Annotated in this window: 26 protein-coding genes and 1 pseudogene; 11 read left to right on the top strand and 16 right to left on the bottom strand. The window is 74.0% G+C overall.

Annotation, left to right across the window (positions count from 1 at the left end):
• A partial coding sequence (locus ACWEQL_RS28100) for a class I SAM-dependent methyltransferase (protein WP_452153120.1) occupies positions 1-673 on the top strand: 673 nt, incomplete at its 5' end.
• A complete protein-coding gene (locus ACWEQL_RS28105) occupies positions 670-1092 on the top strand; it encodes a hypothetical protein (RefSeq protein ID WP_452153121.1) in 423 nt (140 codons plus the stop codon). The genes ACWEQL_RS28100 and ACWEQL_RS28105, both read left to right, overlap by 4 nt.
• Before the next feature lie 139 nt (positions 1093-1231).
• On the opposite strand, the gene ACWEQL_RS28110 is transcribed toward ACWEQL_RS28105, so the two are convergent.
• Positions 1232-2119, bottom strand: a complete 888-nt coding sequence (locus ACWEQL_RS28110) for a PhzF family phenazine biosynthesis isomerase (protein WP_452153122.1) — start codon at positions 2117-2119, stop codon at positions 1232-1234.
• A gap of 95 nt (positions 2120-2214) precedes the next feature.
• On the opposite strand from ACWEQL_RS28110, the gene ACWEQL_RS28115 reads away from it, so the two are divergent.
• From ACWEQL_RS28115 to ACWEQL_RS28135, 5 genes are all read left to right on the top strand, one after another.
• The gene (locus ACWEQL_RS28115; protein ID WP_452153123.1) at positions 2215-3126 is read left to right on the top strand and encodes a LysR family transcriptional regulator; all 912 of its coding nucleotides are present in this window, start codon (positions 2215-2217) and stop codon (positions 3124-3126) included.
• Between the two features lie 187 nt (positions 3127-3313).
• The gene (locus ACWEQL_RS28120; RefSeq protein ID WP_452153124.1) at positions 3314-4546 is read left to right on the top strand and encodes a TIGR04053 family radical SAM/SPASM domain-containing protein; all 1233 of its coding nucleotides are present in this window, start codon (positions 3314-3316) and stop codon (positions 4544-4546) included.
• The gene (locus ACWEQL_RS28125) at positions 4543-7128 is read left to right on the top strand and encodes a multicopper oxidase domain-containing protein (RefSeq protein ID WP_452153125.1); all 2586 of its coding nucleotides are present in this window, start codon (positions 4543-4545) and stop codon (positions 7126-7128) included. The genes ACWEQL_RS28120 and ACWEQL_RS28125 overlap by 4 nt, the downstream gene beginning before the upstream one ends.
• Entirely contained in the window at positions 7128-7574 is a 447-nt protein-coding gene (locus ACWEQL_RS28130; RefSeq protein ID WP_452153126.1) for a hypothetical protein, read from the top strand. Before ACWEQL_RS28125 ends, ACWEQL_RS28130 begins: the two co-directional genes overlap by 1 nt.
• A gap of 216 nt (positions 7575-7790) precedes the next feature.
• Positions 7791-8264, top strand: a complete 474-nt coding sequence (locus ACWEQL_RS28135) for a hemerythrin domain-containing protein (protein ID WP_452153127.1) — start codon at positions 7791-7793, stop codon at positions 8262-8264.
• A gap of 110 nt (positions 8265-8374) precedes the next feature.
• Here the strand turns inward: ACWEQL_RS28135 and ACWEQL_RS28140 are convergent, their stop codons facing one another.
• From ACWEQL_RS28140 to ACWEQL_RS28160, 5 genes are all read right to left on the bottom strand, one after another.
• A complete protein-coding gene (locus ACWEQL_RS28140) occupies positions 8375-9331 on the bottom strand; it encodes an acyl-ACP desaturase (RefSeq protein ID WP_452153128.1) in 957 nt (318 codons plus the stop codon).
• Between the two features lie 159 nt (positions 9332-9490).
• Positions 9491-9745 (bottom strand): hypothetical protein, encoded by a 255-nt coding sequence (locus tag ACWEQL_RS28145; RefSeq protein WP_452153129.1) that lies wholly within the window; start codon positions 9743-9745, stop codon positions 9491-9493.
• A gap of 84 nt (positions 9746-9829) precedes the next feature.
• The gene (locus tag ACWEQL_RS28150; protein ID WP_452153130.1) at positions 9830-10633 is read right to left on the bottom strand and encodes an endonuclease I family protein; all 804 of its coding nucleotides are present in this window, start codon (positions 10631-10633) and stop codon (positions 9830-9832) included.
• Positions 10634-10985: 352 nt separating this feature from the next.
• Positions 10986-11216: a hypothetical protein gene (locus ACWEQL_RS28155; protein WP_452153131.1), complete on the bottom strand. Its 231-nt coding sequence runs from the start codon at positions 11214-11216 to the stop codon at positions 10986-10988.
• Between the two features lie 92 nt (positions 11217-11308).
• Positions 11309-11986 (bottom strand): TetR/AcrR family transcriptional regulator, encoded by a 678-nt coding sequence (locus ACWEQL_RS28160; RefSeq protein WP_452153132.1) that lies wholly within the window; start codon positions 11984-11986, stop codon positions 11309-11311.
• A gap of 108 nt (positions 11987-12094) precedes the next feature.
• Between ACWEQL_RS28160 and ACWEQL_RS28165 the strand changes: the two genes are divergently transcribed.
• Positions 12095-13126 carry a medium chain dehydrogenase/reductase family protein gene (locus tag ACWEQL_RS28165; protein ID WP_452153133.1) on the top strand — a complete coding sequence of 344 codons (1032 nt, stop codon included), beginning with the start codon at positions 12095-12097 and terminating at the stop codon, positions 13124-13126.
• A gap of 224 nt (positions 13127-13350) precedes the next feature.
• Here the strand turns inward: ACWEQL_RS28165 and ACWEQL_RS28170 are convergent, their stop codons facing one another.
• Positions 13351-13926: a hypothetical protein gene (locus ACWEQL_RS28170; protein WP_452153134.1), complete on the bottom strand. Its 576-nt coding sequence runs from the start codon at positions 13924-13926 to the stop codon at positions 13351-13353.
• A gap of 306 nt (positions 13927-14232) precedes the next feature.
• On the opposite strand from ACWEQL_RS28170, the gene ACWEQL_RS28175 reads away from it, so the two are divergent.
• The gene (locus ACWEQL_RS28175) at positions 14233-15150 is read left to right on the top strand and encodes a hypothetical protein (RefSeq protein WP_452153135.1); all 918 of its coding nucleotides are present in this window, start codon (positions 14233-14235) and stop codon (positions 15148-15150) included.
• 463 nt (positions 15151-15613) lie between these two features.
• Entirely contained in the window at positions 15614-15904 is a 291-nt protein-coding gene (locus ACWEQL_RS28180) for a hypothetical protein (RefSeq protein WP_452153136.1), read from the top strand.
• 136 nt (positions 15905-16040) lie between these two features.
• On the opposite strand, the gene ACWEQL_RS28185 is transcribed toward ACWEQL_RS28180, so the two are convergent.
• From ACWEQL_RS28185 to ACWEQL_RS28215, 7 genes are all read right to left on the bottom strand, one after another.
• On the bottom strand, positions 16041-16181 hold the full coding sequence (locus ACWEQL_RS28185) for a hypothetical protein (protein WP_452153137.1): 141 nt from the start codon (positions 16179-16181) through the stop codon (positions 16041-16043).
• A gap of 182 nt (positions 16182-16363) precedes the next feature.
• A complete protein-coding gene (locus tag ACWEQL_RS28190) occupies positions 16364-17608 on the bottom strand; it encodes a lipase (RefSeq protein ID WP_452153138.1) in 1245 nt (414 codons plus the stop codon).
• A gap of 237 nt (positions 17609-17845) precedes the next feature.
• Entirely contained in the window at positions 17846-18577 is a 732-nt protein-coding gene (locus ACWEQL_RS28195) for a hypothetical protein (RefSeq protein WP_452153139.1), read from the bottom strand.
• Positions 18578-18762: 185 nt separating this feature from the next.
• Complete coding sequence (locus tag ACWEQL_RS28200; protein ID WP_452153140.1) at positions 18763-19656, bottom strand: NAD(P)H-binding protein; 894 nt, start codon at positions 19654-19656, stop codon at positions 18763-18765.
• Entirely contained in the window at positions 19653-20549 is an 897-nt protein-coding gene (locus ACWEQL_RS28205) for an alpha/beta hydrolase (RefSeq protein ID WP_452153141.1), read from the bottom strand. Before ACWEQL_RS28205 ends, ACWEQL_RS28200 begins: the two co-directional genes overlap by 4 nt.
• 214 nt (positions 20550-20763) lie before the next feature.
• Positions 20764-21168: a nuclear transport factor 2 family protein gene (locus tag ACWEQL_RS28210; RefSeq protein WP_452153142.1), complete on the bottom strand. Its 405-nt coding sequence runs from the start codon at positions 21166-21168 to the stop codon at positions 20764-20766.
• 171 nt (positions 21169-21339) lie between these two features.
• Positions 21340-22344 (bottom strand): AraC family transcriptional regulator, encoded by a 1005-nt coding sequence (locus ACWEQL_RS28215; protein ID WP_452153143.1) that lies wholly within the window; start codon positions 22342-22344, stop codon positions 21340-21342.
• 355 nt (positions 22345-22699) lie between these two features.
• Here ACWEQL_RS28215 and ACWEQL_RS28220 point away from each other — a divergent pair, with 355 nt between their 5' ends.
• Positions 22700-23458 (top strand): TetR/AcrR family transcriptional regulator, encoded by a 759-nt coding sequence (locus tag ACWEQL_RS28220; RefSeq protein ID WP_452153144.1) that lies wholly within the window; start codon positions 22700-22702, stop codon positions 23456-23458.
• Between the two features lie 204 nt (positions 23459-23662).
• On the opposite strand, the gene ACWEQL_RS28225 is transcribed toward ACWEQL_RS28220, so the two are convergent.
• A complete protein-coding gene (locus ACWEQL_RS28225; protein WP_452153145.1) occupies positions 23663-24382 on the bottom strand; it encodes a hypothetical protein in 720 nt (239 codons plus the stop codon).
• Positions 24376-25722: pseudogene (locus ACWEQL_RS28230) on the bottom strand (hypothetical protein); the annotation flags it as partial. The pseudogene ACWEQL_RS28230 and the gene ACWEQL_RS28225, both read right to left, overlap by 7 nt.

The raw sequence follows: 25722 nt of genomic DNA on the forward strand, positions 1-25722 counted from the left end.
GGTCGGCGAGGGTGTGCCGGGTGACCTCGGGGGCGATGCCGCGGGTGCGGTGCAGGGCGCGGGCGCGCTCGCGGCGGGTTGGCTGCTCGCCGGCAGCACCGCCGCCACCTGGTGCGTCTACGACCGCTCCGAACTGCACGGCTACGCCTGGCTCGACGACCTCCTGCCGGACGGGCCCGGCCGTCACCTCGTGGTCTCGGCGGGCCTCGACGAGACGAGCGGGCCGGTCGCCGCCCGCCACCCCGGCGCGCCGCAGCTGACCGTCGACCTGTACGACCCGGCGCTGATGACGGAGGGTTCGATCCGCCGCGCCCGCCGCCGGGTGCCACCGGTGCCCGGCACCGTAACCGCTCGACCGTCGGAACTGCCTGCCGCAGACGCCTCGTTGGACTCGGTGCTCGTCGTGTTCGCCGCCCACGAACTGCGCCGGGCGGCCGATCGCGCCGCCCTGTTCACCGAGGCGGTCCGGGTGCTGCGGCCGGGCGGATCGCTCGTCCTGGTCGAGCACCTGCGTGATGCCGCGAACACCGTCGTCTACGGGCCGGGCGCGTGGCACTTCCGGCCGCGGGCCACCTGGCTCGGCCACGCCGCCGCGGCGGGCCTGCACCCGGCGGCCGAGCGGCGGATCGCCGTCCTGGTCACCGCCTTCACCTTCCGGAGGTCCGAGTCGTGAACCAACTCCTCGACATGGAGGTCCAGTTGCGGCTGGTCGGGGCCGCGCTGGTCGGTCTCGGCCTGTTCCACGCGGTGCTGCCCCGCGTGATCGACTGGCCCGCCGACCTGGCCGGGACCACCCTGCTGACCCGCCAGGTCTCCTACGCCCACCTCTTCTTCATCGGCCTCGTCTGCGTCCTGCTCGGTCTGCTGCCGCTGGCGATGCCGGGTGAACTCCTCGCCGGCTCGCCGCTCGGGGCCGCCCTGCTGGCCGGCGAGACCCTGTTCTGGGGAGCCCGCTGGCTCTTCCAGTTCGCCGTCTTCTCGCCCCGCCTCTGGCGCGGCGACCGCCTCCGCACCCTGGGCCACCTGGCGTTCTCGGTCCTGTGGACCTGGGTCACCGCGGTGTTCGCGACCGCCCTGTGGAGGGTGCTGTAGGAGGTGTATCGAGTCGCGATCGCCATCCGGTCCGGGTGAGGTCTTTGAGCCGGACCCACAAGGCTCGAAAACGCGAGCCTTGTGACCGCAGGTATCGGTCGGAATCATGCGCCGGATCACCCATCCATTCGATGGGCGCTCAGGCCTTGTCGCCGCCGGTGCCCGCATCCGCGATCGCCACGGCCTGGCCGCTCACCCGTACGCGCGGGTCGGTGGTGGAGGCCTCGACCCGGAGCAGGCTGGGGCGGCCGAGGTCCTCGCCCTGGCGGATGGTGAAGGCGCCGGAGGCCGGGAGGGCGCCGATGACGCGGAGGTAGCCGCCGAGGGCGGCGGCCGCGGCGCCGGTGGCCGGGTCCTCGACGACCCCGCCGATCGGGAAGGGGTCGCGGGCGTGGAAGAGCTCGGGGCTCTCGCGCCGGACCAGCTGGAGCGTGGTCCAGCCGTGACGACGCATCACCTCGGCCAGGGCGTCGAAGTCGTAGTCGAGGGCGGCGAGGCGCTCTCGGGTGGCCACGGCCAGGACCAGGTGCTCGTTCCCGCCGAAGGCGACGTGCGGCGGCAGAGCGGGGTCGAGGTCCTCCGCGGACCAGCGCAGGGCCGCGAGGGAGGCGCGCAGCTCGTCCTCGCTCGCCGGCCGGGAGCGGGTGGGAACGCTGGTGAGCGTCGCCGTCACGGTGCCCGCGGGCGTCGCCGAGGTGTCGAGGGCGATCTCACCCACCGGCGTGTCGAAGACGAGCGGGCCGGGGCCGATCCGCTCGGCCAGGGCCACCGCGGTGGCGACGGTCGCGTGACCGCAGAAGGCGACCTCCGCGAGCGGGCTGAAGTAGCGCACCCGGAACCGGCGCGCCGCAAGGTCCGAGGCGGTGACGAACGCGGTCTCCGAGTAGCCGACCTCGGCGGCGGTAGCGAGCATGGCGGCGTCGTCCAGGGCGGCCGCGTCGAGCACGACGCCGGCCGGGTTGCCGCCGGCGGGGTCGGTGGTGAAGGCGGTGTAGCGCAGGGTCCCGGTGTTCGTCCTCAGGTTCATGCCCCTACCCTGACATCGCGGCGGCATCCGCACCAACGATGGATAACGATCCGTGCCATCGATATCGGCGATGGCAAACGGCTATCGTCGGCGGTATGGACACCCGACTGCTGCGCACCTTCGTCACCGTCGCCCGGACCGAGAACCTCACCGCGGCCGCGGAGCGTCTGCACCTCGTCCAGTCGACCGTGACCGCCCAGGTGCAGGCGCTGGAGAAGGAGTTCGACCTGCGCCTGTTCGACCGGCTGCCGCGCGGGGTGGTGCTCACCGGCGCCGGACGCGAGGTGCTGGCGCAGGCCGAGGCCGTGCTGGAGGCCGAAGCCCGGCTGCGGGCCGTCGCCGCCTCGGCCGGTGGCGCGGACGGCCGGGTGACCGGACGCGTGACGCTCGCGGCCGGCGAGACCCTGGTGTCGGCGCGGCTGCCGGGTGTCATCGCCGCGCTGCGGCGCAGCCACCCCGGGGTCGAGGTGGACCTGCGCACGATGGGTACCGCGGCCGCCGTCGCCGCGCTGCGCACCGGCGAGCTGGATGTGGCGCTGCTGCTGGAGGACGAGGCGGCGTTCCGCGACATCGAGTGCACACCGCTGGCCCGCGAGCCGCTGGTGCTGGTCTGCTCCCCCGAGCACCCCGCCGCCGCGCGCGGCGCCACCGACCCGCCCACCGACTGGGCGCAGCTGACCCGGGAGGACTACTTCCTGCACGAGCAGGGCTGCTCGTACAGCGACCGCTTCATCGAGCGGCTGCTCGCCGCCGACAGGGCCGCGCCGCCCCGGATCACGCGCTTCGGCAGTCTGGAGGCCGCCCGGTCCTGCGTGGCCGCGGGCCTCGGTCTGAGCCTGCTGGCCCGGGTCAACGTCGCGGACGCCCTCGCGGCGGGCCGCCTGACCCAGGTGCCGGGCCCGCAGTTCCCCGACGTCACCGTCCAGTTGGCCCGCCACCGCCGCCGCTGGCTCTCCCCTGCGGCGGCCGCGCTCACCGCGGAGCTGCCGCGGCACTTCCCGCACTGATCACCGTCACCCGGATTCGGGCCCACCCGGCCGGGGGGGGTCGAAGGTCCCTCGTCTCCCCGCCGGAAGGCCCGGGCGCGGCACCCGGATTCGGGTCCACCGACCCCAACGGCCGGGACCATCGGCGGGGCTTCGCGACACCCCGGACGCACCAGGCTGAGTCCTGATCGAACCGGAGGTGACCAGCGTGTACGACCCGAACCGGCGCCCGGCCGGAGTCCGCGCCGTCCGTCTGCAGCATCAGGACGTGGCGGACCGGCCGTTCATCGTGATCTGGGAGTCGACCAGGGCGTGCCCGCTCGCGTGCCGCCACTGTCGTGCCGAGGCGGTGCCGGACCGCGATCCGCGGGAGCTCGACACCGCGGCCGCCGAGGACCTGCTCGCCCAGGTGGCCTCCTTCGGCTCCCCCGCGCCGCTCTTCGTGATCACCGGGGGTGATCCCTTCCAGCGCCCGGACCTGCTGGAGCTGATCGCCCACGCCACGCGGATCGGCGTCCGGGTCGCGGTCTCCCCGTCGGGCACCCCCACCCTCACCGCGGACAACCTGCGGGCGGTGCACGAGGCCGGCGCGGTCGGGCTGTCGTTGAGCCTCGACGGTTCCACCGCCGAGTCGCACGACGGCTTCCGCGGCGTGCCCGGCGTCTACCGGTGGACCCTCGACGCCTGGCACACCGCCCGGCGGCTCGGTCTGAAGGTGCAGATCAACACCACCGTCACCCGGCACAACCTGTACGACCTGCCGAACATCGTCCGGCAGGTCCACGCGTACGGCGCCATGCTGTGGAGCGCCTTCTTCCTGGTGCCGACCGGACGCGGCCGCGCCCTGGCCGCGCTGAGCCCGGCCGAGGCCGAGGACGTCCTCAACTTCGTGTACGACGTCGGCCTGATCGTGCCCGCCAAGACCACCGAGGCGCACCACTTCCGCCGGGTCGCGCTGCAGCGCCGGGTGCTCGCGGACCGGGGCGAGGACCATGTGACGGCGCTCGGGCTCGGCCCGCTCTACCGCGAACTGCGCGGGCGCGTCGCCGATCTGGGGCTCGACGGTGCGCGGCGGGCCCGCCGTCCGCCGCTGGACGTGAACGCCGGCCGCGGCTTCGTCTTCGTCTCCCACACCGGCACGGTGCACCCCAGCGGCTTCCTCCCGCTGGGCGCCGGCAACGTACGGGAGCGACCGCTGCCCGAGATCTACCGCACCTCCGAGCTCTTCACCGGCCTGCGGGACGGCGACCGACTCGGCGGACGCTGCGGGCAGTGCGAGTTCCGCGGGGTCTGCGGCGGCTCCCGCTCGCGCGCGTACGGTGTGACCGGCGACCCGTACGCCGAGGAGCCGTGGTGCGGTTACCGACCCGGGTCCTTCCCGTACCAGCGGGAACTGGCGGCGCTGCTGCCCTCGGTGCGCGGATCGGAGGGCCGGTCGTGACCACCCTCCCGCAGGCCGCGGCCGGGAAGCCGGACCGGCGGACCCGGTACGCGCGGGCGCACCTCCTGGTGGCGGCCTGGCTGGGGCTGGCGCTGCTGGCCGCCACCGCGGAGCGGACCCTGCCGGTCGCCCGCTGGCTGGCCGTGCACCTGTTCCTGCTGGGCGCGGCGACCACCGCGGTCCTGCTGTGGAGCGAGCACTTCGCCGTCGCCCTGCTGCACGCGCGCCAGCCGTCCGAGCGGTGGAGCACGGTGCGGCTGTACGGCGCCAACCTGGCCGTGCTCGGCGTGCTGACGGGGGTGTGGGCGGAGCTGCCCGTCCTGACCGGAGCCGCCTGTCTGCTGCTGGTCGCGGCCGTCGCCGCCCATCTGGTGGTGCTGGTGCGGCTCGGCCGCGGCGCACTGGGGGGCCGGTTGGCGCCGGTCGTGGGCTACTACCGGGCCGCCGCGGCGGCGCTGCTGGTCGGGGTGCTGCTCGGCTGGTCGCTGGCGGTCGCCCCGCTGGGCGAGCGGGCGCACGCGGGTCTACGGCTGGCGCACATCCACGTGGTGCTGTTCGGCTGGATCGGCCTGCCCGTCCTGGGCACCCTGTTCATGCTGTGGCCGACCGTCCTGGGCGTCCCCATGCGGGACCGCACCGTCCGGGTGGCCCGCCGCGTGCTGTGGCTGAACGGGACGGGCCTGGCGGTGGCCGTCGCGGCGCTGGCGGCGGGATGGCGGTGGCCGGCCGCGGCCGGGGTCGCCGCGTACGGCGCGGGCACGGCCCTCGCCGTCGACCTGTTCGGCCGTACGGTGCGCAGGCGCGGCGCGGTGTCGGCGGCCGCCGCCTGGATGCTCGCCGCCTCCGTCGGCTGGCTCCTGGTGGCGCTGGTCGCGGACCTGTCCCTGCTGGCCGGCCGAAGACTGACGGTCGCGCAGGAGGAGGTCGGGACGCTCGTCCCGGTGCTGCTGGTCGGTTTCGTCGGGCAGGTGCTGATCGGTGCCCTGACGTACCTGCTGCCGGTCGTGCTCGGCGGCGGTCCGAAGCGGCGTGCCGAGCTGCAGCACATCCTGGAGGGCGGGTGGCGGGTACGCCTCGCGCTGCTCAACCTCGCCGTGCCGCTGCTGGCGCTCGCGCCGTCCTCGGCCGCCGCGGCGGGCGCCGTGCCGGCCGGTGCGGGCGTGGCGGCCTTCCTGGCGCTGGTCGTGCGGGTGCTCGGCCGGACGGTGGCCGGTGACCGGGCCCGGGGCTTCTGGGCCGCCCGTCGCGGGCTCCTGCTGGGGACGGCCGCCGGAACGGCCCTCACCGTGCTGGCCGCGCTGGTCGCGGGCAGCGGCGGCACCTCCTCCCGGCCGACCCCGGCGAGCACCGCCGCCGCCGCGGGAACCCGGACCGTCGCGATCTCCCTGGAGTCCATGCGGGTCAGTCCGAACCGCGTCGAGGTGCCGCACGGTACGGCCGTACGGCTGGTCGTCACCAACCAGGACGCGGCCCGTCACGACCTCACCGTGGAGAACGGCCCCGCCACCCCGCTGCTCGGCCGGGGTGAGAGCCGCACACTCGATCTCGGGCCGCTCACCGCGGACCGCCGGGCCTGGTGCTCCGTACCGGGCCACAAGGCCGCCGGGATGCGCCTCGACCTCGTCGTCACCGGCCATGCCGGTACGGGCGGCGCGCACCCGTCGCCGGGCACGGCCGCGGGCACCCCGGCCACCGGCACGGCCACCGGGCACGACGGGGTCGACCTCGCCCGGGACTTCTCCCCCGGCTGGCGGCCGCGCGCCGCCGCGCTGCCCGCCGCGACGGGCGAAACGGTCCACCGGGTCGAACTGCACGCCGTGCGGGCCAGGGTCGAGGTCGCGCCCGGGGTGACCCAGGAGATGTGGACCTTCGGCGGCACCGCGCCGGGCCCCACCCTGCGCGGCAGGGTCGGGGACACCTTCGAGGTCACCCTGGTCAACGACGACACCATGGGCCACGGCATCGACTTCCACGCCGGCGCCCTCGCCCCGGACGGGCCGATGCGCACCCTCGCGCCGGGCGAGCGGCTGGCCTACCGCTTCACCGCCGACCGGGCCGGCGCCTGGCTCTACCACTGCAGCACGGCACCGATGCTCCAGCACCTGGGCAACGGCATGTACGGCGCCGTGGTCATCGACCCGCCGGGCCTCGCCGCGGTCGACCAGGAGTACCTGCTGGTCTCCTCCGAGCTGTACCTGGGCGAGCCGGGCGGCGACCGGCAGGTGGCCGCGATGCGGGCCGGCACCCCCGACGCCTGGGCCTTCAACGGGGTGGCCGCCCAGTACGCCAAGGCGCCGCTGACGGCCCGCGCCGGACAGCGGGTGCGGTTCTGGGTCGTCGCCGCCGGACCGACCGACGGGGTCGCCTTCCACGTCGTCGGCACGGTCTTCGACACCGTCTACAAGGAGGGCGCCCACCTGCTCGCACCGTCCTCCCCCGGCGGGTCGCAGGTGCTCGACCTGGCACCCGCGCAGGGCGGGTTCGTGGAGACGACCTTCGTCGCGCCCGGCCACTACCCCTTCGTCGACCACGACATGCGCCACGCCGACGCCGGGGCGCACGGCCACGTGGAGGTGAAGTGATGGACGGGATCGGGTTCTGGTCCCTGGTGCGCTTCGTCCACGTGTGCGGCGCCGTGCTCTGGGTCGGCGGGCAGCTGGCGCTGTCCGCCGTGATCCTCCCGCTGGCCCGCCGTCAGTTCCCGGCCGAGGTCGCCGGCCGGTTCGCCTCCTCGGTGGGCCGCCGGTTCGGGATGCTCACCGGGGCGCTGTTCCTCCCGGCGCAGCTCGGCACCGGCGTCGCACTGGCCTGGCGCCGGGGCGTCACCTGGGCCTCGCTGGCCGAACCGGGCTACGACCGGATCCTGGCGGCCAAGCTCGGCCTGTTCACCGCCGTGATGCTCGCGGCCGCCGTGCACGGCTGGGCCCACGCCAAGGGGCGCGCCGAGCTCGCCCGGGCCCTCGCCGTCGCCTCCCTGGTCGGCTCGCTCGGCGTCGTCCTGCTCGCCACCGCGCTTCCCGGCACCTGATCCGCCCGTACGCGCCGGCGCGCACCCTCGCGCACCGGCGCGTACGCGGCATCCCGTCCTGAGCACCGTCCCGCAGACCTTGCAGCCGCCGTCGGAGAAACGGAGACCCCACGATGGCCCCCCGCCCCACCACCGCCCGCCCCACCACCGCCCGCGTCCACCGCGCCGCGCAGGCCTGACCGCTCACCACCCGACCGGGAGGAAGGACCCCTCGACATGTGCGAGTACTGCGGGTGCCAGGCGCTGGCCACCATCCGGGACCTGACGGACGAACACGACGCCGTGGTCAACCTGATCGGCTCGGTCCGGGCCGCGCACCACGGCGGCGACGCCCCGGCCATGGCCGCCGCCGCCCGTGACATCGCCGCCCTGCTCCGGCCCCACACCGAGGTCGAGGAGCGCGGCCTGTTCCCGTTCATGGCCGCCGAGTTCCCCGACCACATCGCCGCCCTGGAGGCCGAGCACCGGCTCATCGAGGCCGTCCTCGACGAGGCCGCGGACGGCACGCCCACCGACCCCGCCTGGCCGCAGCGGCTCCTGGACACCCTCGGCCGGCTGCGGGATCACATCCTCAAGGAACAGGACGGCGTCTTCCCCGCCGCGCTCGCCCAGTTGAGCGGGGAGGACTGGGAGGCCGTCGAGGCCGTGCGCGCCCGGGTCGGTACGGCGCTGCCCGGCTCCGCCGGCTGAGCACCGGCCCCGAACCCGGCGGGCCTCCTGCCGTCGACCACCGTCGCCCCGGCAGGAGGCCCTCGTCGTCGCCGTGCGGGTTCCGGGGAACGCCCCCGGAACGCGTACGGTCAGCCCTTGGCCGCGGCCCGCCGGGCGAGGATCGCCGCCCGCCGCTCGTCGAACCGGGCCGCCTGGGTCGCCAGACCGTCGAGCAGCAGCCCCAGCTCCTCCTGGGCCCTGAGCCCGTCCGGCCCCAGTCCGCCCACCTCCATCACCTTGAGGTGGCGCAGGACGGGCAGCAGCACGTCGTCGAGGTGGACCCGCAGGTTGTACACGCCGTCGACGGCGATCCGCGCGGCGGCCCGCTCGAAGCCGGGCATGCCGTGGCCCGGCATCCGGAAGTTCGTCACCACCTCGTTGACGGCCTGCATCGCCTGGTCGGGGGCGAGTTCGAACGCGGCCCTCAGCAGGTTCCGGTAGAAGATCATGTGCAGGTTCTCGTCGTTGGCGACCTGCGCCAGCATCCGGTCGCAGACCGGGTCGCCCGAGGCGTGCCCGGTGTTGCGGTGCGAGATGCGGGTGGCCAGTTCCTGGAAGGCGACGTACGCCACCGTGTGGAGCGGCGAGTGCCGGTTGTCGGAGACGAATCCGCCCCGCATGTGGGTCATGCGGGCACGCTCCAGCTCCACCGGGTCGACGGCGCGGGAGGCGACGAGGTAGTCGCGCAGGACCATCGAGTGCCGGGCCTCCTCGCTGGTCCACTGGTGCACCCAGGTGCCCCAGGCCCCGTCGCGGCCGAACAGGGTCGCGATCTCGTGGTGGTAGCTGGGCAGGTTGTCCTCCGTCAGCAGGTTCACCACCAGCGAGACCCGGCCCACCTCGGTCAGCGGCGACTGCTCCACGGACCACGGCTCACCGCCGAGCGGCCCGTCGAAGTCCCGCCCCCGCCCCCAGGGCACGTACTCGTGGGGCATCCACTCCTTGAAGACCCGCAGATGGCGGTCCAGCTCCCGCTCGACCACCTCCTCCAGGGCCTGCAGGAGTCGGACATCGGTCCACCGGGTGCGGGAGATGGTGCTGCTCACGGGGTTCAACTCTCGTCGACGGGCAAACCTACGGTTCCGTAGGTAACGTCACCGTAGGTCGCCCGCACCGGCGACGTCTGGGGCCCTTGGACCCCATTCCCCCGGCCGGGACGCACCGCACACCGCATTCGGTTGTCGACGCATCCGTCTTCGGGTGGTCTACGCCGGGAGGACGAAGTCCCGGGGCAGCGGGCTCAGCCCGTCCGCCGGTGCCGGGACGGGGGGCGGTGACGCGGAGTGCCGTTCGGCGACCGCCGCCGCGTCGCCGAAGAGGGTGCCGGTGCGCGCGTCCTCCTCCTTGTCGTCGCTGAACGTCATCTCCTGGCAGCGTCGCAGCCAGAGGGAGATCTGGCGCAGGGTCGCCGACCGTCCCCGGGCGATGATCCCGGGAACGTACCCGTTGCCGTGGAACATGTGGGTCTGCTCGACGTCGAAATGGTACGGCCCGTGCCCGCCGTCGCACGGCGGGCACGGGCACGGGCCGCCTTCCCGGACGGTCTACCAGATCGCCTCGACCCACTCGGGGTGGTCGATGAACGGGTTCCGGTTCTTCTGGTAGGTGTCGAAGATGAGCTGGTTGCGGCGCTGCTCGAAGGCGCTGGGCGGGTCCTGCTCGTTCCACTGCTTCAGCACGGAGAGCCGGCCGTGGAAGCGGGTGCTGCCGTTGATCGAGTCGTTGGCCTCCAGGTCGGGCCAGGAGTCGTCGCCCTCGTAGCGGACGGCCATGTAGAGGATCATGCGGGCGACGTCGCCCTTGTCCTCGTCGCGCGGTTCGAAGGAGTCGGCGTCCGTGTAGCTGCCGGAGGCGCCGCTGACCGGGCTGCCGCCCTCGTCGAAGTCCTTGTTCCCGCGGATGCTGTTGACCTGGACGTCGGCGGCGCGCAGGTGGTGCAGGTCGGTGCCGGGGCCGGCCGAGGTGCCGAAGTTGCCGTGGGACTGGGCCCAGACGTGCTCGCGGTTCCAGTTGCCCAGGCTGCCGCCGTTGAGGGACTTGGCGCGCGAGGTGCCGCTGTAGAGCAGGATGACGTTGTTGGTGTTGCCGGGGTCCTGGTCGAGGACCTTGAGGGCGTTCCAGACCGCGTCGTAGGAGATCCTGGTCTGCCCGGTGCCGATGATGGTGTGCAGCGAGGCCTTGAGGCTGCTGCCGGACTTGCCGATCGCGTTCTTGTAGTACGTGCTGTCGTACGGGCCGGCGGCGGCGTTCGCGGGGCTCGCGACGGCGGTCGGCAGGGCGAGGCTGACGAGGACGGCGGAGACGGTGGCCGCCAGCACCTTCCACCTGCGTATGTGTGCAACGGACATGAGGGGCTGTCCCTTCCCGGAGGAGGCGTATGACCGCGGCGTCCGGTGGGGGCCGGTCCGCGATCTACGCGTGTTGACGTCGTGTCACCGGGAGCATGACAGGTCCTCGGGGCTCATCGTGTAACCGGGGGGAGGACGTTCCATGACGTTCTCGCATACGGCGACCACTCGCGGCGCACCCGCCGCCGGCCGACACGGCCGTCGCCGGGGTTGCCCGGCAGGTCCACCCCGCAGGTGTCCCCCGGCCCGCCCCGCCATGACGCGGGGACCACGACGACCCGCCTCACATCGCCCGCGACCCACGCCGCGGGAAGCCGCCGGTGGGCCTACCAGGATTGAAATGTCCGAGGGTTCAGGGCTTCGGGTGGCGGCCGGCCTGTTCGAGCGCGCGGCGGGCGAGGTGTCGCCGATCCTCGGGAACGGACGCCCGGAACGGGTGGGCGGACATGCGCTCCCGGATCTCCAGCTGTGCGCGGCGAGGCTCGGGCGACTCCATGGCGTCCGTCCACATCGAACGCCCGGCGGCGTTGTACTCGCGCTGAAACCCGATCAGGTCGCCGGGGAAGGACCACTCGTCGGACATGGACGCGAGCCCATGGACAACACGGGCAATGGTCCGACCCGGCACAAGGAGCCGCACCCGTTCCTGCGATCGGCATCCCCGGGCGCCCCCGGTCAGTGGCCGGTGAGCGCGTCCGTCTCGGCGGCGTACAGGCGGGCGGGGTCGAATCCCATGCCCGTGAAGTGGCCGGCGAGCTCCAGGGAGAGCACGCCGTGCAGGCGGGTCCAGACGGTCAGGGCGTGGCGCAGCGCCGACGGCGGGGCCGGGTGGTCGTCCGCCCAGGTCCGGTGGTCGGCGAGGTGCTCGTCAAGGGCCGTCGCGGCGATGGCGGGCGGCCCGGCGGCGGTGCAGGCGTCGAGGAGGACGGCCATGATCTCGCCGGTGATCCGGGTGGTGTCCTCCGGGGCCCGGTAGCCGGGCACGGGCGTGCCGTAGACCAGAAGGTACCGCTGGGGGTCGTCGAGCGCCCAGCCGCGCAGGGCGTGGGCCAGCCCGGCCAGGTCGGCGCCGGATTCGGCCCGGGTGCGGAAGACGTCGGCGAGGCTGCGGTAGGCGTCCCGGACGAGTTCGGTGATCAGCTCGTCACGGTTGGCGTAGTAGCGGTAGAGGGCGGGGCCGCTCATGCCGATCTGCTTGGCGATGGCGTTGAGGGAGAGCGCCGAGGCCCCGGCGGTGGCGATCTGCTCCCACGCGTGCTTCTTGATCTCCTCCCGCACCTGGGCGCGGTAGCGCTCCCGGGGAGTCCCCGCGTCCGACTCGGCCACTGCCGCCTCCAGACCTCGGCCGGCCATGGCGCCGACGTTCGAGTTAGAGGTTATCACTGTTCTTCTTGACTCTCACGAACGAGAGGAGTTATAACTTCTAACGAACGCAAGAAGCTCTTCGAAAGGGGGTCGGTCATGGAGACCGACCGTATGATCCAGGTCGTTCTGCCCGGCGTCGTGGCGCCCGAGGGACTCGAGATCCGCCACGGGCACGTACCGCAGGCCGGTCCCGGGCAGGTCGTCGTCGCGATGGAGGCGAGCGGCGTCTCGTTCGCCGAGCAGCAGATGCGCCGCGGGCGCTACTACGACCAGCCGCCCTTCCCGTTCGTCCCCGGCTACGACCTGGTGGGCCGGGTGCTCACCACCGGCGCCGGCGTCGACCCGGCCCTGACCGGACGGCGGGTCGCCGCGCTGCTGAAGGTCGGCGGGTGGTCCAGCCACGTCGTGCTCGACGCGGCGGACGCGGTCGAGGTCCCGGAGGGGCTCACCGCGGCCGAGGCGGAGACCGTCGTGGTCAACGGCATCACCGCCTGGCAGATGCTGCACCGCCGGGCCCGGGTGCGGGCCGGACAGACCGTCCTGGTGCACGGCGCCGGCGGCGGGGTCGGCTCCGTCCTGGTCCAGCTCGCCCACGCGGCCGGCGCGACCGTGATCGGCACGGCGTCCGCCCGGCACCACGACGCCCTGCGGGAACTCGGCGTGATCCCCGTCGACTACCGCGGCGCGGACGTCGTCTCCCGGGTCCGCGCGCTGGCGCCCGGCGGTGTGGACGCGGTCTTCGACCACGTCGGCGGCCGCAGCGTCATCGACTCCTGGCAGCTCCTCGCCGCCGGCGGCACCCTGGTCGCCTACGGCAGCGCCTCCACCCGCGACGACACCGGCTCCAAGCAGTGGCCCGTCCTGAGGATCCTCGCCCGCACCTGGCTCTGGAACACCCTCCCCAACGGGCGGCACGCGTACTTCTACAACATCTGGGCCGGCCGCGCCCTCGGCAGGGACCGCTTCCGCGCCCGGCTGCGCACCGACCTCACCGAGGTGTTCGCCGCCCTCCACCGTGGCGACATCACCGCCCGCATCGCCGCCAGCCTGCCGCTCGCCCGGGCCGCCGAGGCCCTGAGCCTGGCGGAGTCCGGCACCGTCAGCGGCAAGATCGTCCTGACGCCCTGACCCTCCCGCGCCCTGAGCGCCGCCACAACACCCGTGCGGTGTCGGCACGATGAGCCGACGAGTCCGGACACGTCCACCGTCAGGCCTGGGCCGGACCGTTCACCCGTCGCCTCTCACTCGCCCTCCGAGTGGGAGGCCGAGGTGCTGGGCCCGCCGGCGGCCCTCGTGGAGCGCGGCCGCCCTCCGAACCGCCGGACCTCACCGCCGTCGCGAGCGCGGGCAGGCTACTCGACGTACGACGGCACCGGCTCCGCCCCCGGGCAGCAGACGGTGTCCTCATCGGCGACCTCCTCGGCGCAGCCCTCACACACCCACACCATCTCGGGCTCCACCGGCCCGGACGCGGACACCTCATGGCCGCGCACCGTCAGCTGCCAGGTGTCCCAGGACTCCTCGCCCTGCGCATCGATCACGCCGTCGAGCACGTGGTCGAAGGTGAAGTCCTCGAACCCGGGATTGCCCCGGGCGTGAGCACCTGGCTTCAGGAAATGGTCGATCAGATAGGACATCCACTCGGGTGAGTCGTAGAACTTCTCGCGCCCGTTCCACTCGATCGCGGAGCCGTCATCCGTGGGCTCCCACTGGCACCACAGGCCGGGTTGGCCGGCCGGGGGCTTGTCGAAGTCGCGGATGTCCGCGTCACGGCCCTGTCCCGCGTAGCCGGTACCGTCGACGTAGTAGGGGCCGTTGTCGCGGTCCATGCGCCGGGTGCCGGCGAACTTCCGCAGGTAGGCGAGCTCCCGCTCGTTGAGCGGCGGCTCGACGGCGATCCGGCCGGTGAATGTCGTGGTGTAGCCCATGATCGGCATGGTAGCCACGCCCTCCGACACACCGGACCTCCCGACCGAACCGGCCGGAGACCAACCGGACCGACCGACGTCGGCGCGAGCCCGGCGCTCTGACGAACGGCCGGCAGGCCCGGCGTGGGCCGGTGCTGCCGCGGACCCTCGAGCCGGGCCATCCGCAGCCGGCGCGCCAGCCTGTTGAGTGCGCCAGCCTGTTGAGTGCGCCAGGGCAAGGGGCCGATCGAAACCCTGCGGCCACCGCCCGGTAACGTGTACCTCTTCGGGCGCCGTCGGGGCCTGGAGTCCAAGAGGTGAATGCCGATGACGCTTGGCGAACTGCCCGTCGCGTGGAGCCTGCCCCCCGAGGATGCCCTGGCCGGATGGCGGGCCTTGTGGTGGAGCGTCGGGCCGAGCGGCGAACTCGCGGTGATGCTGGTCCAGGAACGGGACCTGCGCCGTTCCCCGTACGTCAAGGGGTGGGTCGGATGGAGCGTGCCGGCTCCGTGTGACGGCGTCCTGGTCGTCGTCTCGGGCGGAGTGGAACACCGCACCCCTGTCACCGGCATAACCCCGTGGACCGGTCACCTGGCCCTGCTCCCGCGGTCACGGTTCCTGCTGGTGTCCGGCCGTACACGCCGGGAGCCGGACGGGACCTGGGAGAGGAACGCCGTCGTGTACTCCCCCGGCGGGCACCCGGTGAGTCACTTCTGCATCGGCGACGACATCGACTACGTCCTCACCGACCGCGACGGCGGCATCTGGACCTCGTACGGCGACGAGGGCATCTACGGGGACCACCCGGAGAGCAACGCCGGCCTGGCCCGCTGGGACACCGACGGCACCCACACCTGGAGCCCTCGGGGACGGCTCCCCGTCTGGCCCCTCGGCGGAAGCGCGGCCGCCACCGAGGAGGCCGCGGCCTGGCTCGCCTGGTACAGCCACAAGGGTGCCTTCCTGTCCCGGGTCGATCCCGCCACCGGCGACATCACCAGCTACCGCAACCCCTTGAAGGACACCGACGGCATCGCCGTGCGCGGTTCCCGGATGCTCCTCACCCACCGGTTCCACGACCGTCCCGCTGTCGAGCTGAGCCGCGCGGAACTCGTCGACGACGCCTGGGTGATCACCTCCCAGGAGAAGCTGCGACTGCCGGGGCCGGTCGTCCTGCGCTGCGTCCAGGGCCGCGACGGTGTCCTCTGGCTCCGCGCCGGCGACACCTGGACACAGATCGAAGCCTGAGCCCGTGCACCTGGTTGTGCGGTCGCCTGCGGCCGGCAGCTCGGGTGCGGGGAGTGGTGGGACCGGGCGGTCGGGCCTCGGTACCCCGTCATCACCACCGTCCACGAGGGCGACCCCGCCCTTGCGGCGCAGGCCCCCACGGGCGGGCGGCCGCGCTTCCGGGTGGCGTGAACCCGGGCTGCGGGCGGCGGGCGGAGGCGGGGCCGACACGGTCGTACGGCCCCGCCGCCGTGCGATCCCGCCGCCGTCCCGCAGTCTGAGACGGCCCGTCCCGTCCCGGCCGGTTTCTGCCAGCATGCGGGACATGCAGCAGCAGCTGATTACCAGCGGCAGCGTGCCGGCACCGCGCCGGGAGGAGTGACCCTCCCCGGCCCACCGCCCGCACGCAGACCTCTCGCACTCCGCGAGGGGTCTTTCTGATTTCCCGGCCCGCCAGTCCCACCCACAGACAGGACCCGCCGCCATGGAACACACCCGACTCACCGTCACCCTGCGCCCCACCACCGGGACGCTCGCCCGGCTCGCCTCCACCCTCAACAACCACCAGGTCCTGGACCTCGCCTTCACCACGGCGGCGCCGGCCTCGGCCGCCCGGGCCGTCGTCCGCGTACCGCAGCCCGAGGCCGTCCGCGTCCAGCAGAAGCTGCGGAGGATGATCGACGTCCTCGACGTGGCCCTGGAGCCGGCCACCCCGGACAACGTCACGCCCGCGCAGGCCTCGCCGCCCCGGCCCGCCGCGGCGGTCACCGTTTGACAGGCCCGGCGCCGCCCTGCGGTCGCGGCCACCGTGCACTCCACCGGCGTGCGACCCTGTTCACCCGCGTCTCCGGGCCGCTCCGGCCCGGAGACCTCCGGACCCGCCGCCGTGACGGACGCGACGCCGCCCGGTGTCAGAGACGGTGCACCGGGCAGGGCGAGTGCTCGAACGGGGTCTTGAAGCCCTGAACCGGGCGCAGTTCCGCGGTCCACTGGTTGCTGATGACGCCGCGGCGCAGGACGAACAGCTGGTTGGCCCTCCGGCGGTCACGCACCCGGCGGGCAGCAGCCGGCCGGGGCCATCGGTGAGGCCTGGGCCGTACGCCCTGACGCCGTTCCTCGCCGATCATCACCACCGTCCGAGCGGCAGGACTACGACGCCCCCGACTGGGTGGGCCCGGTGTGCCTGATCTGGACACCGGGCCGCGAGCCCAAGGGCTTTGCCGCCCCGTTCGCGTCACCGCCGGCGCAGCTCGCCGAACCAGCGCACGATCGCCGAGGTGGCCGCGACGTTGGAGCCCAGGTGGCGGGATCCGTGGTAGTCGATGGCGCCGAGGTCGACAACGGGGGCGCCCACGCCGTTCCCGAGCAGGGCGGTCCGGCAGTGGTCCGTGTTGGCGGTGACGGCCTGCTCGTCCCCGGCCGCCATGTAGAGCCGGACGGGGGCCCGGGGAGCCCAGTCGGTGCAGACGGCGTCGGTCGTGCGCAGCGCCGCCGCCAGCGGACCCGTCGGGTGCGCGAGCAGCTCGCGGCCGTGTTCGGTCAGCAGCGCGTCGAGCGTGCCCGGAGTGCCCCGCATCAGCTGCTCCCCCGTGTGCGCGCCGTCGAAGAGCGCCTCGACGGTGCTGTCGTACGGGGCCCGGAAGACCTCGCCCGGGCTGTCGTAGAGGTGATGGAGCCGCTGGAACGCCACCAGGGTGTAGGCCGCGTACAGCACGCTGGACTTGGTCTCCAGCCTGCCGTCGAGCAGCGCGGGCAGCTCCGCCCCGCCGAAGTCGTAGGCGCCGCTGACGGGGGCCAGGGCGCCCAGCCTGAACCAGCGGTCCTCGCCCGCCTGAAGGGCGCGGCCGAGGCCGAGTGCCGCCGAGGCGCCCTGCGAGAAGCCCGTGACCATGACCTCCCGTTCCAGCGCGCGTCCGGTGCGCTGCGCGAAGGCGCGGGCCGCCCTCAGCATGTCCAGGGACGCCGTGGTCTCGGAGCCGATGTCCATCCAGGGATGCAGGCCGGGCCCCTTGCCCATCCCCAGGTAGTCGGGCGCGACCGCGGCGGCCCCGGCCGACGCGTGCGCGACCACCGGCGCGGACACGAAGGCACCGCGCTTCGAGGACGGGGCGTCGTCCCGGTGGCTGCCGGTGCCGTGCGCGAAGGAGACCACCGGCAACCGCCTCCCGCCGGTGAGCGGGAGCACGAGCAGCCCGCTCGCCGTGGTGGGCCGCCCGTGCGGATCGACGGTCCGGTAGACCAGCCGGTACGCCACCACGCCGTGCCGGACGGTGTCGTCCGCGAACCCGGCCGCCTTGAGCTCGGCGGCCACCTCCTGCGAACTCGCGAGCGTGTACAGCGTTTCGGCGGAGACCAGCGAGCCCCGGCCGTACTCCGATTGCTGCGCCTGCGTCCGGGAGTGGGCACCGGCCAGGGCGTCGGCGGTGGCGACGCCGGGCCCGCCCAGCACCAGTCCGCAGCAGACGACTGCCCCGACCACGGCCCGCAGACCACCGTGCCGACGGACTCCCCCACGCGAGGACGATTGAGCGAAGACGACCATGACCCCTCCAACACCTGGTACGACGAAGTGCGTTCAGCCTTCCGCGTCCCGAACCGCGCCGCACTGGTGCAACCCCCCGGCCGCCCCCTGGTGCCCGCCCCCGGCCCGAGGACGGTTGTCCGCGACTCCGGTGCCGGCAAGACCCTGGAGCCACCGCCTTTCCGGTGAGCGGCGTCAGAGGGCGAGTGCGTCGAAGGCCGCGTCGAGGAAGCCGTCGGGCAGGCCGGTCCCGGTCCAGGTCCAGTCGGGTGGGCTCGCGGCCTCGGCGGCGTCCTCGACGGCCGAGGCGGCGTCGGCCGGGTTCTCGGCGGGCAGGCCCAGGGCGACCACCGCCCAGGACGTCAGGGCCCCGACGTCCAGGTACTGCCACCATGCGGCGTCGTCCCACCCCCGGCGCTCGGTGGCCCTGTCCGTCCAGGCCGTGCGGAACAGCGAGGTGAGGGCGGAGCGGGGATCGGCCGGGGAGGCCTGGGCGGCGCGGCGCACGGTCCGCAGGTGGTCCAGCTCCGCGGCCCAGGGATGCGCCGTGAAGAACTCCAGGTCGGCGCGGAGGGTCGGCCGGAACGACCGCCCTCGGCCACGGTTCCAGCGCCCGGCCGGTGTCCACAGGCCGCCCGGACCGTCGCCGAGCCCCGCGGCCCGGGCCTGCGCCGCGATGTCGCCGAGCACCGCGTCACGCCATCCGAGTCCGTACGCCGTCCGGGCGGCGACGACGGCGTGGATCTGCCCGTCCGTGGCCGGTGCGTCGAGGAGCGCGTCGTCGCAGCCGCCCCACTGCACGACGAGCGCCGCGGTCACCGCCTCGGCGCAGCGCGCGTGCAGGTCGGCCGCGGGCAGACGGGCCCAGGGCAGCAGCGCGAGGTAGGTCCTGTCCCACAGCTCCCGCACGGTTGAGTCCTCCGGCACGGCCCCGTCCTCATCGATCGTCCATGTCCGCCCTCCCGGCATTCTCCCTCCCGGTCCGGGCCGGGTCGGGGGCCGGTGTCTCTTCGGTGGATCCGGCCGACCGTACCGTCCGGCGGGGCCGCGCACGCCGGTGGGGCGGCGGGGCGCGGCCCGGTTCCGGGAGGGGTGTCGGTTCCGGGCGGGGCTCAGGTGGTGCCGGTGAACATCGAGCGGTGCGACTCGGCCCACTGACGGAAGGTCCGCGGCGGGTTCCCCGTCAGGTCCCGCACGGTGGGGTGGATCGGGGACTCGTCGAGCGTGCCGTCCGCGTAGAAGCTGAAGAACGCCTGGATGTACGGCTCGGGCACGCCGTCGGCGGTCATCCGGGCACGGCCCTCGTCGTCGGAGAGACCGTGGAAGCGCAGGTCCCGTCCCAGGACGTCGGCGAGCACCGCCAGGCGTTCGGCCGGCAGCAGCGCCTCGGGCCCGCTCAGCGGGTACACCCGGCCGTCGTGCCCGGGGTCGAGCAGGGCACGGGCGGCGACGGCGGCGATGTCGTACGGGTCGACGGGGGCGACCGGCACCGCGCCGAAGGAGTCCTTGACGGTGTCGCCCGTGCGCAGCTGCGGAAGCCAGCGCAGGGCGTTCGACATGAACGCGCTGGGCCGCAGGATCGTCCAGGCGAGCCCGGAGTCCCGGACGGCGCTCTCGGAGCCGATCATGTACTGGGACACGACGTTGCCGGTGTCGGTGGCCTCCGCGGCGGGGCTGGACAGCAGCACCACGCGTTCCACCCCGGCGCGACGTGCGCGGGTCATCAGACCGGCCGTGTCCTGGTACCCGGGGAGCAGGAACACCCCGGTGACGCCCTTCAGGGCCGGTTCGAGGGTCTCGGGCCGGTCGAGGTCGCCGACGACCTGTTCGACCGCTCCCGTCGCGTGGTCGGCGGGAGTCGCGGGGTCGGCGGGAGTCGCGGGGTCGGCGGGAGTCGCGGGGTCGGCGGGCGTGCGGACCAGTGCGCGTACGGGTGCGCCGGCGCGGGCGAGGGCCTGGACGACCTCGCCGCCGACGTTCCCGGTGGCTCCGGTGACGAGGATCATCGCAGGCTCCTTGCGAAGTGGGCGGCCACGGTGTCGACGGCGACGGTGACCTGCGGCTCGGTGTCGTAGAAGTCGAACTGGGTGCCCTGCGTCCACAGGATGTCCTTGGGGCCGGCGAGGCCCGCGTGGAAGCGGCGGGCGCCGTCGGGGATCGCCGCGTCCTCGCTGTGGACGAGGAGCGTGGGCCGGTCGATGCGCGGGGCGAGCGCGATGGAGTCGTAGGTCAGCCAGTCCGCCCAGGCCATCAGGGCGAAGCGGTTGGGCCAGCCGGGGATGCCGCCTCGCTCGGGGTTGAGGTAGAAGTCGATGTCGTACGGCATCGCGGCGCGTTCGTCCGTGGTGGAGACGACCGGGACGTACTCGACCTCGCCGGTCTTCTCGTAGTGGGCGCGGGCCTCGCGGCCGGTCCTGATGAGCTCGGCGACCGCGTCCGCGCCGCCGTAGGCGTCCTCGCAGATCGCCGCGTCGTGCAGCCAGGGCGCCACCAGGGCGAGCGACTTGACGCGGGGGTCCCGGGCGGTGCCGTCGGCCATGTACATCGCGGCGGCGCAGATGCCGAGGGCGCCCAGCCGGTCGCCGTCGACGGCCGGGTGGGTGGCGAGGAAGCTGATCGCGTGCTGGATGTCGCGGACCTTGAGGGCTGGGTTCTCCACGTCCCGCGGTACGCCCTCGGACTCACCGAAGCCGGTGAAGTCGAAGGACAGGGCGGCGTAGCCGCGGGCCGCGAGCCGCTCGGCGTACCGGTTCGCCATGAGCTCCTTGACGCTGGTCCAGGTGCCGGCGACCACGACGGCGGGCAGCGGGCCCGCGGTGTCGTCGGCGTCCGGGAGGTGGAGCAAGCCGGTCAGGGTCACGCCCCCGCCGTCGAAGGTGACCTTGGTCGTGCGTGTCATGCGTACTCCGTCGTGGTCTCGGTGGTCGGTCCGGTGTCCGCCGGGGCCGGGTCCACCGTTGGGGTCGGGTTCACCGTTGGGGTCGGGTTCACCGTTGGGGTCGGGTTCACCGGTGAAGTCGCGTTCACCGGTGAGGGGGTCGGGACGGTCCCGGGCGCGCAGGGGTGCACCCCCGCGCCACCCCTGCGCGGCCGCCCGTCGGGAGGTGGGTGGGCTACCGCTCGCCGTCGCTCCACACCGTGGTCATCACCACGCCGGCGATGCGCCATCCGACGGGGGTGCGGATCAGGTCGAAGCGGTAGTCGCCGCCCAGGGTCCACAGGCGGTCGTCGCCCTTCCGGTGGGTGGCCTGGAAGGCCGCGGTGCACACCGCCCGGTCACCGTCGACCGTGACCAGGTGGTTGGTCAGGAGGTGCTGGGTGGCGGCGTACCCGCCGAGTCCTTCCTTCCAGCCCTCGACGATCTGCTCCGGCCGCAGGGTGACGGGCTCGCCGCCGTTCAGGCTGGTGTAGTCCAGGGTCACGGTGTCGGCGAACACGCCGACCAGCCGGTCCCAGTCCCTCCGGTCGGCGTACCGGGCCATGCGGGTGCAGGTGTCGATGACGTCCGGTCGGTCCACGGTGATCGTCCTTGCTGCGGCTCGGTCGGCCGCGGGGTGCGAGCGTTTCCAGGGGGAGGGCCGGCTGCCCGGCGGGGTGATGACCGGGCAGCCGACCGCGTGCTCCTCGAGCATGCCGTGCCGTCGCCTGACTGTGTTGCGTGTGCGTCCGGTGTTGCTTGGCGCTGCGTCTCACGTTCGGCCGGTCAGTGACCGCAGCCGGTGTTCCCTCGGGGAGAGCCCGTAGGCGCTGCGGAAGGCGCGGGTGAAGTCGGAGGCCCGGGGCATGCCCCACCGGGCGGCGACCGCGTGGATCGGCAGGGAGCCCAGTGAGGGGTCCGCCAGGTCGCGGCGGGCCCGCTCCAGCCGCTGGGCGCGGACCCAGGCTGCGAGCGTCTCGCCCTGCGACTGGTCCGTGAAGACGCGGTGGAGGTGGCTGAGGGAGATGTGGTGCGCGGAGGCGATGAGGCCCGGGGTCAGGTCCGGGTCGTGGAGGTTCTGCCGGATGAAGGTCCGGACGTTCCTGGCCAGGACCTCCTGCCGGGTCTCCGGCGGCAGGGCCGACTCGGCCTCCAGCGTGTGGGCGAAGAGCGCCGACACCAGGTCGAGCAGGACCGTGCCGAGGCGGGGGGCGTCGGAGGGCCTCAGGTACTCGGCCTGCCGGTCGAGTCCGGTCAGGTAGTCCGCCAGCAGGGCTCCCACGCCGTCGTTCACCGGCAGGTTCCGTCCCAGGAGTCCTTGCACCTCGCGTGGGGGCAGGGGTAACAGTGCCTTCGGGAAGTCCACGCCGATCCCCGTGACGAGGCCGGGCCGTCCGTCCGCCGTGGTGCCGGCGCCCTCCGCGTACACCTCGCACGGCCGGGAGTTGTCCTCCACCAGCAGTCCGAGCGGGCCCACGGTCACGCTCCGGTGACGGCTGCGCACCAGGGTGAGCTCTCCTTCGAGCACCAGCGAGAGGTGGCACAGCTCGGGGTCGTTCCGGCGGAGGCTACGGGCCGTGGTCCACAGGTGCGAGGACGGGAAGGACGTCCGCCACGCGGTCACCGGCCCGAGTTCCAGGAAGTGCGCCTCGGCCCGGAAGTCGGCCACGTGATCGGTCCTCGCTTCGGTCGCGCGGGTCCGGTCGATCAGTTCCCGCCAGCTCTCGAAGCGCTCGCCCTCCGGTACGTCCTGGCTGCGGTACACGGTTCCGATCACGTGCTTCACACTCCGTTCCGTCCGGGACAGGACGTGCCGCTCATGTGCGGTGGCGACCACGGGAGGCGCCTTGCCGGGGGTGCACCGGATCCGGTGCCGGCCCTGCGGCGCGGACGGCGATCCCGGGCGGGGCGGTCCCTGAGTGCCGGGCGCCTCCCGCCGTCGGGGCGCCCCCGGCGGCGACGGGTCGCGTCGGCCGCGGCGGGTCGCACGGCCACGGCACCGGCCGTGCACCGCTCCCGGCCGCCCTCGCGGACGGCCCTGCCCGAGCTTTCATGTTCCCGAGAAACTATCATGGGCAAACTAATTGAGTGTTTGACAGGATGAGGGCTCCATCCAAGGCATCGAGGGGCACATGACCGGCGACAACACCGTCCCGCCACCGCTGCGGCGGCTGTGGCGGCTCTCGGAATCCTCCGGACGGGGCCGCCCTGCGGCGCTCGACGTCGAACTCGTCGTCACGGCCGCCGTGGCGGCCGCCGACCGTGACGGCCTCGACGGAGTGACCCTTCCGAAGGTCGCCGAGAGCCTCGGTTTCACCGGGATGTCCCTCTACCGCCACGTCGGCTCCAAGGACGAGCTCCTGGCCCTGATGGGCGATCACGCCATCGGCACGCCGCCCCGGCTCGACGACTGCGACTGGCGCGAGGGCCTGCGCACCTGGGCCTACGCCCAGCGCGCCGTCTACCGGCAGCGGCCGTGGCTCACCCGGCTGCCCGTCACCGGACCGCCCTCCGGACCCCACCGGATTGCCTGGATGGAGGCGGCCCTGGACGTCCTGGCCCGGACGCCGCTCGACTGGCCGCACCGGATCGGCGTCCTCGGGCTGATCGGCGGCTACGTCGTCCAGTCGGTCCGTCAGCAGCACGAACTCGCCGCGGCCCGGCCGGAGGGTCAGGCGCAGGCCGAGGCCGAACGGGCCTGGGCCGACGCCCTGGCCGGCCTCGTGCACCCCGACCGCTTTCCGCAGACGGCCCGGCTGTTCTCCGCGGAGGTGTTCACGGCGCCGCCGGCCGACACGCCCGACAGCGCACTGGCCGACGCCGACTTCTCGGTCGGACTCGAACTGATCCTCGACGGCATCGCCACCCGGATCGACCGGGCCACCGCCTGAGCCCGAGGCCCGGCTCCGGCCGCCCCGGACCCGTCGCACCCTCGCGACCGGACGGCGGCCCGGAGCCGGACGAACCGTGCGGCACCGTCCAGGCGTGCCGGAGCGCCGGGACGCGCGGCCGCCCTGGCGACCGCCCACCGTGGGCCTGTCCGCCGGCGTCCCGGTCCTGGCGCGTCCCGCTCCTCGGGCCCGCCGACCTGACGGTCAGTCGCCCGCGCCGGCCGTCCCCTCCGACGCACCCGCGGGAGCCACCGCGGCCGCCGTACCGGTCGCCGTCGCCCTCTCCGTCGCCGTCTCCGTGCGGAACAGCGGCTTGCCCCGGTGGAGGCGACGGCACACGCGCTGGTAGCTGGGGCGGTCGAGCTTCGGCAGGCGGCCCGCGCGGGCCCGCTTGGCCCCGCCGTCGTACGCCTGGGGCACCAGGATCCCCCGGACCGCGCGCAGCTGGTCCTTGGTGGGGCTGTACGAGTCGATCTCCGCCTCGACCTCGCCGGCCGTGTAGGAGGCGGACTTGTCGCTGAGCACCAGGGCCCGGGCGTGCACGGCGCCGTCGACCTCGAAGGTGAAGTCGTTGTAGTAGCCGTAGACGATGCCCTCGGCCCGCAGGTCACCGGCGACGTAGACCGAGCCCCAGGAGACCAGGTCACGCACGACCAGGTCGCCGAGGACGACGAGCAGGCCGATGTCGGAGACGTAGTCGTCGACGAAGCCGTGCACGACCAGGTCACCGTCGACGACCAGCGCGATGTCGTGGTCGAGGTCGTCCGGGACCACCAGGTCGCCGTGGTGGACGTACCAGGCGTAGCCGCTGTCGTCGAGGTAGTCGGCGATGTCGGTGTGCCGGCCGACGCGGTCGGCGTACGCGGCCGCGTCGGCGGGGCCCAGGCGGTCGAAGCGGGCCCGCCAGTCGGAGGTGGTCAGCACGGTTCCTCGGTCCTCTCGTGTCGGGCGGCCGCCCGCAGACGCCGGACCTCCAGCAGGTCGCGGGCCTCGTCGGCGAAGTACTCGTCGGGCCTGCGGGCGATCGCGTCGATCACCGGCACCGGCAGTTCGGGGTTCCTCAGCAGGTATCCGCAGCGGGTGCCCTGCGCGACCCAGTCGAGCATGATCTCCTGCGGGAGGGCGGGGTTCTGGGCGAGGTCCTCCAGGTGGTAGTTCTCCAGCTCCGGGTCGCCCTCGCGGACGAAACGGGCCAGCGCCTGCGGCGGGGTGTGCCGGTTGGCGACCGCGGCGCGCAGGTAGTAGATCGGACCGGCGACCATCTCGGCGAGGACCTGCTCCAGCGGCTCGGTCTCCGCCGCCTCGGTGATCCGGTCGAAGTGGGCCCGCTCCTCCTCGCCCGAGACGGTGCTCGCGCAGTACTGCAGGCCGAACGAGATCAGCAGGTCCGGGGGCCAGTTGGGCTGGGACATCGCGTTGCCCGGGTGGAAGCCGGGCAGGATGTCGAGGGCGTGCAGGCGGCGCAGCTCCCCGGGCGGGGTCGCCGGATGGCGGAGCACGGCGTGGATGAGCGAGCTCCGGTCGTCCGGCGAGCCGATGTCCGGGAATCCCCCGGCCGCGGCCTCGGCGGCCTGCCGGGCGAAGGTGTCGACCAGCCGGGTCAGGGCGGAGGGCGGAGCGAGCCGGTTGCCGGCCAGGCGGCGCAGGACCTCCGGGTCCGGGTCGGACCCCAGCGCGGTCAGTGCCTCGACGGGGGTGAACCAGTTGGCGGCGGCCTGCGCCCGGACGTCCGCCACGGGGTCGGCGGCCAGCACCGCGAGCGCGTCCGGATCGTGGTTGCGCCACCTCGCGGCGGCCAGCTCCCGGACACCCGGGTCCTCGTCCCGTGCGAGCGCGGGCAGGTGCGCGGCCAGGTCGAGATGACGGCGACGCTCGACAGCCGCGCGGCGGACCCGTGCGTCCGGATCGCTCAGGTCGGCCTCGCTGGTGCGGCCGAGGGCGGAGAGCACCCGGCGCACCCGCGGGTCCGGATCACCGACGAGGGCGTCGAGGTCCTCGGGGAGCGCGCCGACCCGGCGCGCCATGGTGAGGCGGACGTCGCCCTCGGGGTCGGCCAGCAGGACGGCGGCCGCCGGTCGCGGAAGGTCCTCGCGGGCGGCCAGGGCACGGCGTACGGCCGTCGAGGCGTCGACGGCCAGCGCGGTCACCGCGGGCTCCGGCGTGGCGCGGTGCACGGCGGCGGCGCGCCGGACGTCCTCGTCGGGGTGCGCGGCGTACCGGGCGAGCCGCCCCGGCGCCGTGGCGGGCTGCGCGGCCAGCGCCCG

This window comes from Kitasatospora sp. NPDC004240 (assembly GCF_053603215.1).